Here is a 10,735-nt window from a genome sequence, read left to right as displayed (position 1 = left end):
CGACAGGATCATCCGACGAAGGAGCAAGCGTGGACGCTTATATCGGCACCATTATCCCCTTTGGTTTTGACTATCCGCCGGTGGACTGGGCGCAATGCCAGGGTCAGACGCTGCAGGTCAGCCAGAATCAGGCGCTGTTCGCCGTCATCGGCTCGCATTACGGCGGCAATGGCAGCAGCACCTTCCAGCTGCCCAATTTGTGTGGACGGATGCCGATCAGCATCGGACCGGCTCAACCCACTTACAATCTGCCGTCCTACGCCATCGGCAATTTCGGCGGCCATCAAACCGTCGCGCTGTTGACCGCCAATATGCCGCTTCACAACCACGGCACCTCCAGCGTCAACGTCAGCTTCCAGGCCACAACGGTGCCGAATCCAACCACGCCGGCCAGCACACCCAGCGCCAACAACCCGTATCTCGGCGCATCCGGCGGCGGCACCGGCCTGGCCACCATCTGGAGCCAGCAATTGGAAAGCCCGGTCACCGTCAAGGGCCTGGGCCTGAGCGGCAATACGGATGTCGCCGGCGGCAATACCCCGGTCAGCGTGTTGAACCCGTACCTGGCGCTGAACTTCTGCATCGCGGTGCAAGGCATCTTCCCCACCAGGCAATAACAGCGGCCAACAGGCGGCAGGGCCGTTGCCGCCTGGCGACAAAAAATCCCGAGGAGAGCGTGATGCTGAACCAACTGCGCAGCGAAGACTTCGTCCCCTTGATCGGCCACGTCTGCCATTTCCTGGTGCCGGAGCAAGTGGAGCTTGAGCTGCAAATTCAATCGGTGCGCCAAAAGCCGCTATCGCAAGTGCCGGGCTGGGAAGCGGAGCAGCGTACGCCTTTCGTGGTGGAGCTGATCGCAGTCGGCGCCACTCCATTGGTGGATGCGGTAGGCCACTTGCAGCTGCCGGCGGCGGAAAATCAGCCCCAGCGCACGCTGGAGAATGTCTGGATCAGCCGCACCGGGGCCATGGGACGAGACCGGCAGTATTGCTACTTTCAACTGCCATTCAATTAGATGCGGTCCGCGCGTGATTCAGGCTATCCAGTCGCCCCGACCATGATGCTCTCCGCCTGCGGATACCAGACCAGCTTATCCGCCATCGCGCCCGGCTCCTCCAGAACGAAGCCCAGCGACTGATACAGCTTCCGAGCCTGGCCGTTGTTATGCCACACCACGGCGGCCAGCGGACACCGCACCTGCCGCGCGGCTTGCTGCAGGCCCTGCAACACCACTTTGCCGTAGCCCTTGCCGCGCGCCTCCGGCAGCATGGCCAGAAAGATGATGCGCACTTCGTTGTGCCCGAAGTCGACCATGACCACGCCGACCGCGCTGCCTAGCTTCTCCACCATGAAATGCATCGCATTGGGAAATTGCTGTCCCGCGCCCATCTGCAACACCTGATATTGCTGACGCTGCACCGTCTCGATCAGATCGGCCTCCCCATCTATCAGCAGCAGATCGGGCCGCGCGCTGCGGTAGATCCGATTGATGCACGCCTCGTCCCCACTGCGCACGGGCCTGAGCGACAAGCCGTGCGCCATGGATGAGAAATTGAGTTCGGCTGACATCGAAGCTCCTCATGACGACAAGTGGTTGGAATGGAAACATCGCTTGCATAAGCGGGGCACCCCTTCGGATGGTGAGATCAAAGCCCCGCCTCGCGCTCCAGCACCGCAGTCAGGCGCTGCCAGCCTCGCTGCAGCAGGCTGTAATGCTCGCCGCTCAAGCGCGCGACGCCAGCCATTTCTCTCAGCGGCGACAAGCGCTGGTCACACCCCTCCAGCCGGACCCGGAACAACGCGTGCAAGGGCACCAGGCCGTAATCTCGCGATTCAGTCGCTATCGGTCCGCCATACGTGGATGCCAGCACCGGTTGATCCAGCGTCGCCAGATTCAGGCGATCGATCGCGCCCAGCCGGCAAGACACCGCCAGTCCCTCGCCGCTGTCCGCCACGAAGGTGGCGTGACCGCCGCTGCGCAAGCTGCCCAGCTCATCCTCATCGACATAGGCATCGCCGCGCATGCCATATGGTCCGACCACCTGCAGCAGACGCTCGCCAGCCGCCACCACGGTGCCAGCGCGAAGCGCGTCGCTGACGTCGGCCAGCCGGCCATCGAACGGCGCGGTCAACCATAAGCGCTTTTCTTGCTGCGCCAGACCCTCTACCTGCTGTTGCGCGGCCTGCCACTGTTTCTGCAGAGTTTGCCCTTGCTGCTGCAAAGCCGTGTTGAACGGTTGCTGCGCCACTCGCCAAGCCAGGCCGCGCTCGATGGCCCTGGCCACCGCCAATTGCTGCGCCAGCGCCGAGGAATACAACTTGAGCAATAACTGGCCCTTCCGCACCCGCTGCCCATCCTTCGCCAGCACTTCTGCCACCACGGCGCCTTCCGGCGCATACAACCCTTGTGATTGCGCCGCGCCCATCACCGCCGGGCTGGCGATATCGTTTTGCCAGGGCAAGATGAGGAATAGCAACGCCAGACCCAGTAACGCGGCGCTGCGGCGCGTCTCGCACTGCCAGCGCAAATCTGCCCGCCGCAGCCACCAGATCCGCAACTCGCCGGCAATCGGGCGCGCGATGAACCAGCCCAGCTCAACCGCCAGCAGCAAAATGCCCAAGGCCTTGAAGAACAGGTGATACACCAGAAAGGCGATGGACGTGAACAGCACCAGGCGATATAGCCAGGTTGCCCAGGCGAACAGAATCAGGCCGCGCTGCCGCGCGGGCGGAAAGCGCTCCGGCTCGGGATCGTCCAAACCCAGCAAGACGCGGCGCATTTGCCAGCGTGCCAGCGCAAACGCCCGTCCATGCAGATTGGGCACGCCCAGCCAGTCGGCCAACAGAAAATAACCATCGAAACGCATGAAGGGACTGGCATTGATGGCCAGCGTCGCCAGCCAGGTAGTGGTCGCCAACAGAAAAACGCCTGCACGCAACGGGCCATCCGGCAGAAAATTCCAAACAAACGTGGCCCAGGCCGCCAATGTCAGCTCCGCCAACATGCCGGCGCCGCCGATCAGCAGCCGCTGCCGCCGCAACGGCAGCTTCCAGACATCGTTTGTGTCGGTGTATAAAACCGGCATCATCACCAAAAAGGCTACGCCCATCGTCGGCACCCGGCAGCCGAAATGCCGCGCGGTCAGCGCATGGCCAAGCTCATGCAGGATTTTCGCCAGGCCCAAGGAAATGGCGACGCCCATCGCGGCGGCCCATCCGCCGTATGCCGAGAAGGTATGGGTGAACTCATCCCAGCGGCGGGAAACCATGCCCAGGCCAAACAGGACGACGCCGGCAGTCAACCACCAGAACGCCGGGCGGAACAACAGGCCAAGCCGAGGCAAAGCCCAGTTCAAAGCGGCCTCCGGCCGCAGCAAGGGGATGCGGAAAAACAGGTAGTTTTTCAGCAACCACATCGCATAACCGGGCTTGCCGGCCAGATGCAGCCGCCACAGCCAGTCGCTTTCGGACTCGCTGCCGGCTTGCAGCAATTGGTGTTGCCGCAAAAAAAGCAGCAATTGCCGCAGATCGTCCGGGTTAAGCTGCAGCGTGGTTTCGGCATTGACCGACGCCAATAGCTCCGGCCCGTTGCCCAGCTGCCAGCGCGACAGCATTTCAAAACTGGCCCAACCGAGCTGATAAAAGCGGTTGGCAGACGGATCATGCAGCATCCAGCTGGGCGAGCCATCGGACTGCGCCGGCCCCGTATGCAGCGTCAATTCCTGACGCAATGGCGGCAATCCCTTGATTTCCATCGCTTACCACCCCAGCCACTGGCGGGCCGCGGTCAATGGCCGCCGCAAAACGTAGTAGCTCAAAGGCACCCAGTCCCCATACACCCTGGCCGTCCCCATCTGCCCGAGCTGCGGCAGGCGTTGGCCTCTCTCGAAACGCGCCTGCAAACGATAGGCCAGCAGATTGCCCTCGCTGACTTCCGCCTTGTAGGCCACGCGCTGCAAGACTGCGTCATAGGAGCGGAACGGCGAGGCATTGGGATACAAGGTGACCTGGCTGCCCGGCTGCACGGCGATCGCCTCCGCCGCCGGCAGCCAGGCGGTCAATTCCACTTTGGCGGGATCGGCCAGCGTCATGACTTTCTCGCCTTGCGCCACGGCCTTGCCCTGCCAGTCATTGCGGTCGGAGAACACCACCACGCCGTCGGACGGCGCTGTAACATGCAGCCGCTTCAATTCACGACCGGCGAAGTCCGCCGTGATGTCCTTCTCTTCCAGCTTGGCCTTGTCCTCGGCCAGCGCCAGCTTGCCCTTGTCGTCGGTCAGCGCCAACTGGGCGCTGGCGCGAAAACTTTCCTCCGCGGCTTTCGCCTCCTCCCGCGCCAACTCGAATTGCCCGGTCAGCACCGTGGCATCGAGATCGAACAGGGCCGCTCCGCGCTTGACCGGCTGGTTGGGCAATACTGCGACCTTGTCTATCACCCCGGACACCGGCGCCCGCAGCAGGACCGGGTCATCCGGCACCACTTCCGCGCGCGCCAGCACGCTCAAACGCACCGGGAAACACACCAGCACCAGCACGGCGAGCAACAAGCGCTTGCGGCGCGGCCCCGGCTTCAGCCAATCGCCAACCTTCGCGCGCCAGTTGCGCCGGGGCGCGAATGGGCGCAGCGCATGGGCATAACCGTGTGCCAGCTCCTCCGCCAACCGCAACTCGTATTCGGTCCAGGGAAGATCGCGCGCCAGCAGCAAGGCGCCGTGCTCGCCCAGCGAAAGCCATAAGCCATGCTCCGGCAGCCAATGCCCCCACTCCTGGCTCAAGGCATCCGGCAGGTCGGCCGCTGCGAAGCTGCGGCTAGCCGCGACATCGCCCGGCCCGGGCCGCAGATAACGAAACAACGCCGACAGCCATTGCAGATAGGGCGCGGTGGGATCGGGTTCGGCTAAACCGGACAGCGCGACGATATGGCTGTGCAAGCCTTCGCGCCAAAAGGCCGCCTGGCGATACGGCAACAACTGCAGGCTCTCATTGACCATGATGAAGCCCAGCCTCGCCGCGCTGTCCGCCTCGCGCGCGCGATGCAACAGCTGCAGCAAAGTGGCCAGTTCTCGACTTCGATCGGCGTGTCCCATGGCTTATTTGAAACTGGCCCAGCCGCTCATGCCGGGCAATAGGTTGGCCGCCTTGCCGTCTATCACGCCTATGGCCAGGATGGACTGGCTGACCGGATCGATTTGCGCGCCCAGTCGCTCTATCTTGGCCGGAAAGCTGGCTCCCAGCTCATCCACAGCCATCGTGAAACGACTGCCTGGCTTCAACGTCGCCAGCCATTTGGACGGCACCAACATGCGCAGTTCCAGCGAGTCGGAATCGACGATGTCCAGAATCGGGTTGCCGGGATTGACGTATTGATGGACTGCCGCGCTACGCTTGGCGACCCGCCCGTCAAACGGCGCAACGATGCTGCACTTGGACACCAGGGTCTGGGCATAGCTGGCGTCGGCGGCCGCCTCCTTGGCCTTGCCCTGGGCCTGGGTCAGTTCCAGCGTACCCACCGAGTTGTACTTGGCCAGTTGATTATCCACTTTCAGCAACTGGCTGGCCGCCTCCAGCGAAGCCTGGGCCTTGTGCAACTGGGCGCGATAACTGCTGCAATCGAACTCGACCAAGGCCTGACCGCGGCGGAAACTGCCGCCCTCCACCACAGGAATCGCGGATATCTTGGCCGGAATCTCGCTGGACAAGGTCACGGCATGGCGCGACATCAGTTGCACGCGTATGCGGCCGTCGGCGGCGTTGACCGACGAGCCCGCCTGCGGAGCGGCGGCCATGGCAGCTCCCGCCAGCCAGAAGCACATCGCTAGGTAGCCGGTTTTCATTTCGCGCCCCCAGCCACCGTGCCTTGCCACTTGTTTTCCGCACCCTGGAACGCCTGGCTGAGCGAGGCCAGGTCATATCCCTTGGTCGACGCCGGCAGCGGGTCCAGCCCCAGGCTCGCGCCCATCAGGCCATAGGCATTTTGCATGTCTCCATAGGACTGATACAGGCGCAAGGACGAGAAGACGGCGTTGGCGTCCGCCAGAATGCCCTGCAGCCTGGCGGACGCGCCGCTGTCCACCGCGTTGCGAGTCTGCTCGTAGATCGCTTGATCCACGCTGTTCAGCTCGTGCTCCAGCTCGTACTGCCGCGCCTTGCCCTGATAGTCCAGATAGGCAACGTGAACCTGGGTCAGCACCGCCATGTTCAGCGCCATGCGCTGCGCCTTGTCCACTTCGACCTGTGCCTGCGCAGTGCGCGTGATGGCGCCGGCGCTGAACAGATTCAGCAAGTTCCAGCTGATGCGCAGACCGGCATCGCTCCAGGCATTGTTGATCAGGAATTTATTGCTGTCGTAATGCTGGCCCACGCTGAACTCCAGCCCCGGCAGCAGCTTGGCGATGGCCTTGCGCGTTTCCAGCGCGCTGATGCGCTGGTTGTAATGCGCCTCCACCACCTCCGGCCGGTTCAGCAAAGCCATATCTTCCATCTTGTCGATATCGATGCCCAGCGTCGGCACCGGCATGTCGGCCGGCTGCGCGATCTGGAAATCCTGGCCAGGCATGACGTTCATGATGGCGGCCAGCCGCGGCTTGGCCTGCGACAGCGCGTTGCGCACCGCGCTCATCTGGCGGATCACATCAAGCAATTGACGCCGGTAATTGAGCGCATCCAACGGTGAGCGCAATTTCTGCTGCTCGACTTGACGCGCATCCCCCAAGGCAGATTCGGCCTGCTTCAGCAAGGCATCTACCCGGCCCTGCAGCCGCTGCGCGCCCGCGGCCTGCCACCACGCTTCCCTCACCTGCTGCATCAGCTGCTGCGCCACCTTGCGCTTGCGCTGCTCCAAGATGAGCACTCTGTCCGCCTGCTGCTGAGCGGAAAAATAACTGACGCCGAAATCCAGCACATTCCAGCTCAGGTTCAAATCGGCTGTGCGGTCATGCTTTTCCGAGGAGATGGACGGCACCAGCGATTGCTCTCCGGTTGCCACATTTTGCGAGGACGAGGCATTGTCCTTGTTGCGGGCCGTATATCCAGCCGCCAACGCCAGCTTCGGCAGCATGTCCAGACTGGACAAATCCAGCTGGCGCTGCGCCATCGCCTCCTCCATCAGCTTCACTCGGTAATCGAGGTTGTATTTCAAGGCGCGCGCCATCGCCTCCTGCAGCGTTACCGGGCCAGTCAACGGCTCCTGGCTGCCGAACATCGCCTGGCGATCGGCAGCCAAGGTCGCTTGGCGATCCGCCACGCTCAACGGCTGCGGCGTCACCGCGCACCCGGTCAAAGCCACAGTTACCGCTAACGGGATCCATCTAACGGTCCATGATCTTGCTTGTTTTACGGCTTGCATGCTTCCGCCCCCTTGAGCTTTGAGATTGCCAGGGCAATGCCCTGCGCTGTCTTCTACCCGACCGAGCCTGCCTGTGATTGCGCCTTACCCCTCCAACCAATCTTGCATTTGCTGCAGGAAAGCCTTGTGCCCATGCTTATCGAACTGCTGGTTCAGCGCCAGTTTCCCTGCGACCGTTTTGCCTATCGCCTTGCCGCCTGCCGCTCCGTTCGCGCGCGATTGGCCGAAATTGAGCTGGATATGGCTATTGCCGTGGTGGCCGCTCTTGTCCTGCACTCGAATGTCGATTGAAATCGGCTTATTCCAGCCCGCCGGTGCCTGGCCAGTGAACTTGCCGGTCGCCGGATCGAACTTCAGCCAGGATGGCAATGGCTGGCCATCGCTTTGCCGGGCCACGATGCTCAGGTTTGCCGACGACTCCCGGGTGATGATGGTGGCTGGCGGCAGCGTGAGGGAAAACGACTGGCCGGACACCAGCGGACGAACGCCTAGATCCGGATTGACCTGCAAGGCAATGGCGGGATTGATCGCCACATTGCTGACGAAAGACGGCACGGCGCCGTTGACGTTGTCCGTCCCGCCGAAGGTCGGCGTCGCAATGCCGCTGCCGACGTGCTCGGTGACCGGCAGCGTGACCGTTCCGGGCACCGTATTGCTTCCGGTCGTCGTCACAATCGGATTGCCGCTGACAGCCGCCAATACGATATTCGGCGTGATCGGCGGCAATTGAATGCTGTTGCTGGCCGTTGGCTGGATCAACGGGGTTGCCGGCGTAATGGGGTTACTGACGCTCGTCACGGTCGTTGTCGTCAAATGATAGACAGGCGCCTTGATTGATCCGGAGAGCGTGTTGCCCGCCAAATCGGTCACCGTGCCGTTCTTGATCGCCACCGACAGCGCGCCGCCGCCGCTGACGCCGGTCAACTGAATGGCGTAGGTCGTGGCATTGATCTGCGTCACGCTGGAGATCGTCGCGGTCACCCCGCTATCCGCCACCACCGACAAGGCAGCGGCATTGAACGACGCCACAGGCTTGCTGAACACCACTTGATACGACAAGGTACTGGCGGAAGTGCTCAGCGAATCGGCTGCGGTAAAGCTCTGCACCTGCGGACTGCTGGTATCCACAATGAAGTTGTATCCGCCAGACTGCGCGCTGACATTGCCGGCCGCGTCGGTCGCGGTCGCCCGGATGCTGTGGTTGCCGTCTGCCAGCGGACTGCTCAGGTTGTAGCTCCACACGCCGCTGCCGTTTGCCGTCGCCGTGCCCACTGCCGTACCGTCGACATAGACCGTCACCGTACTGCCGGCTTCGGCCGTGCCTTGCACCGTCGGCTGGTTGTTGTCGGTGATGCCGTCGCTGTGGCTGCTGCCGGTGTCGGTCGCCGCGCTCAGCGCGAGGCCGGCCGGCGCGGTCGGCGCGGCGGTGTCTATCGTCACAGAGTAGCCACTGGATACGCTGCTGTTCACACTGCCGCTGGTCGCCATCGCGGTAATGGCGTGGCTGCCGTCGGTCAGGCTGGAGCTGAAGTTGTAGCTCCAAGCGCCGCTACCGTTGGCAGTAGTCGTGCCAACGCTGACGCCATCCACATAGATGGTGACGGTGCTGCCTCCTTCGGCCGTACCGGTCACCGTAGGGGTGTTGTCGCTGGTGATGCCGTCGGAACTGCTGCTGCCGGTATCCGTGCCGGCCGTTAGGCCAGTCACGGTCGGTGTCGGCAATTGAATGGCGATATTGCGGGTAACGGCGGCGCTGTTGACGGTACCGTCGTTGACGGTGAAGCTGATCGTGCGGGTGGCGGTATTGGGCGAGCCGGCGGTGTCGTTGTAGGTGACGGCCTGCAACGCGGCCTGCCATTGCGCCAGCGTCGCCGTCGCGCCGCTGGAGGTCAGCGTCAGCACCCGGTGCCGCTGTTGTAGCTGGCGCTGATATTGCCGTAGTGGTGGATTGGTATTGGTGAACGCCAGCGTATCCTCGCCGCTATGGAAGTTGCCGGTGATCGACACCGTCGCGCTGGCCAGTGTGGTGTTGTCAAGGTCAGACACGGTAATGCCGGTATCCACGGCCACCGGCGTGGACGTGACGTTGTTGCCGGCGGTGAAAGCGGCGCTGCCACCGCTGGCTGTCAGCAGCGGCGTCTGGTCGGTAGCGGCCACCGTTACCGTCTTGGTGGTCGCCGCGCTGTTCTTGGTGCCGTCGTTGACCACAAAACTGACGGTACGGGTGGCATTGTTCGGCGTCACCGCGCTATCGGTGTACTTCACCGCGCGCAGCGCCGCCTGCCATTGGGAGAGCGTGGCCGTCGCGCCGCTGGAGGTCAGCGTCAGCACCCCGGTGCCGCTGTTGTAGCTGCCGACGATATTGCCGTAGGTGATGGCGCTGGTATTGGTGAAGCTGAGCACATCTTCGCCGCTATGGAAGTTGCCGGTGATCGATACCGTGCCGCTGGCCAGCGTGGTGTTGTCGAGGTCGGACACGGTAATACCGCTGTCCACCACCACCGGGGTAGAAGTGGCGTTGTCACCGGCGGTGAAGGCCGTGCTGCCGCCGCTGGCGGTGGCGATAGGTGTTTGGTCAGTGGCCGTCACCGTTACCGTGCGCGTCAAAATCGCGCTGCTATTGCTGCTGCCGTCCGCCACCTGGAAGCTGACTGTGCGCGTGGCAGTATTGGGCGTCACCGCGCTGTCGGTGTAGGTGACCGCGCGCAAGGCGGCCTGCCACTGCGCCAGCGTGGCGGTAGCGCCGCTGGAGGTCAGCGTCAGCACCCCGGTGCCGCTGTTGTAGCTACCGACGATATTGCCGTAGGTGGTGGAGTTGGTATTGCTGAACGCCAGCGTGTCCTCACCGCTGTGAAAGTTGCCAGTGATGGACACCGTGCCGCTGGCCAGCGTGGGACTGGCGTTGTCCGTCACCGTGATGCCGCTGTCCACTGCCACCGGCGTGGAGGTGGCGTTGTCTCCGGCGGTGAAGGCGGCGCTGCCGCCGCTGGCGGACAGCAGCGGCGCGGCGCTGACCGCCATCGTCACGCTGGCGGCGCTGCTGGTGCCGCCGCGTCCATCATTGACCGTGACCTGAATGGTGCGGGTAGACGTATTGGGGATGCCGGCTGCGGTATCGTTGTAGGTCAGCGCATCCACCAGCGTGCTCACCCGGCTGGCGGTGGCGTTGCTGTTCAAGCTGACGATCAGATCATGGCCGCTGACGCCGTCGCCATTGGTGGCGATGGTGCCGATGGCCACCCCGCCCACCGACACCGTGCTGCCGACGCTGGTGCCGCTGGAAAGCGTGATGGAGCCGCTGGTGGAAATGCCCAGCGCGTCCTCGGCGCTCTGGCCGTTGGCGGAAATGTGCACCGTCAGGTTGCCACCGCTGAAGCTGGGGGTGTCGCT

The 10,735-nt window shown here is 63.4% G+C and carries 8 protein-coding genes; 2 read left to right on the top strand and 6 right to left on the bottom strand.

Annotated elements, in window-relative coordinates:
- The first annotated feature begins 29 nt into the window (after positions 1–29).
- Both BI343_RS13735 and BI343_RS13730 read left to right on the top strand, forming a co-directional pair.
- On the top strand, positions 30–617 hold the full coding sequence (locus tag BI343_RS13735; RefSeq protein WP_043626767.1) for a phage tail protein: 588 nt from the start codon (positions 30–32) through the stop codon (positions 615–617).
- Positions 618–679: 62 nt separating this feature from the next.
- Positions 680–1,015 carry a hypothetical protein gene (locus BI343_RS13730; protein WP_071110111.1) on the top strand — a complete coding sequence of 112 codons (336 nt, stop codon included), beginning with the start codon at positions 680–682 and terminating at the stop codon, positions 1,013–1,015.
- Positions 1,016–1,038: 23 nt separating this feature from the next.
- On the opposite strand, the gene BI343_RS13725 is transcribed toward BI343_RS13730, so the two are convergent.
- From BI343_RS13725 to BI343_RS13700, 6 genes are all read right to left on the bottom strand, one after another.
- Entirely contained in the window at positions 1,039–1,569 is a 531-nt protein-coding gene (locus BI343_RS13725) for a GNAT family N-acetyltransferase (RefSeq protein WP_071110110.1), read from the bottom strand.
- Positions 1,570–1,646: 77 nt separating this feature from the next.
- Complete coding sequence (locus BI343_RS13720; RefSeq protein WP_244886656.1) at positions 1,647–3,755, bottom strand: site-2 protease family protein; 2,109 nt, start codon at positions 3,753–3,755, stop codon at positions 1,647–1,649.
- Between the two features lie 3 nt (positions 3,756–3,758).
- On the bottom strand, positions 3,759–5,087 hold the full coding sequence (locus tag BI343_RS13715) for an efflux RND transporter periplasmic adaptor subunit (protein WP_071110109.1): 1,329 nt from the start codon (positions 5,085–5,087) through the stop codon (positions 3,759–3,761).
- Positions 5,088–5,090: 3 nt separating this feature from the next.
- On the bottom strand, positions 5,091–5,864 hold the full coding sequence (locus tag BI343_RS13710; protein ID WP_244886655.1) for an efflux RND transporter periplasmic adaptor subunit: 774 nt from the start codon (positions 5,862–5,864) through the stop codon (positions 5,091–5,093).
- Positions 5,831–7,285 (bottom strand): TolC family protein, encoded by a 1,455-nt coding sequence (locus BI343_RS13705; protein ID WP_223253348.1) that lies wholly within the window; start codon positions 7,283–7,285, stop codon positions 5,831–5,833. The genes BI343_RS13710 and BI343_RS13705 overlap by 34 nt, the downstream gene beginning before the upstream one ends.
- A gap of 144 nt (positions 7,286–7,429) precedes the next feature.
- On the bottom strand, positions 7,430–10,735 hold a 3,306-nt coding region (locus BI343_RS13700; RefSeq protein WP_244886654.1), incomplete at its 5' end, for an Ig-like domain-containing protein.

It is taken from the genome of Chromobacterium amazonense (assembly GCF_001855565.1).
Classification (GTDB): domain Bacteria; phylum Pseudomonadota; class Gammaproteobacteria; order Burkholderiales; family Chromobacteriaceae; genus Chromobacterium; species Chromobacterium amazonense.
Note: the sequence above shows the minus strand (reverse complement) of the source record. Positions and strands in the feature narration are given on the sequence as shown.

Excerpts from the sequence above, each read along its gene's own strand:
- BI343_RS13730 (WP_071110111.1), top strand. The coding sequence starts at position 680 with ATGCTGAACCAACTGCGCAGCGAAGACTTCGTCCCCTTGATCGGCCAC.
- BI343_RS13725 (WP_071110110.1), bottom strand. The coding sequence starts at position 1,569 with ATGTCAGCCGAACTCAATTTCTCATCCATGGCGCACGGCTTGTCGCTC.
- BI343_RS13720 (WP_244886656.1), bottom strand. The coding sequence starts at position 3,755 with ATGGAAATCAAGGGATTGCCGCCATTGCGTCAGGAATTGACGCTGCAT.
- BI343_RS13715 (WP_071110109.1), bottom strand. The coding sequence starts at position 5,087 with ATGGGACACGCCGATCGAAGTCGAGAACTGGCCACTTTGCTGCAGCTG.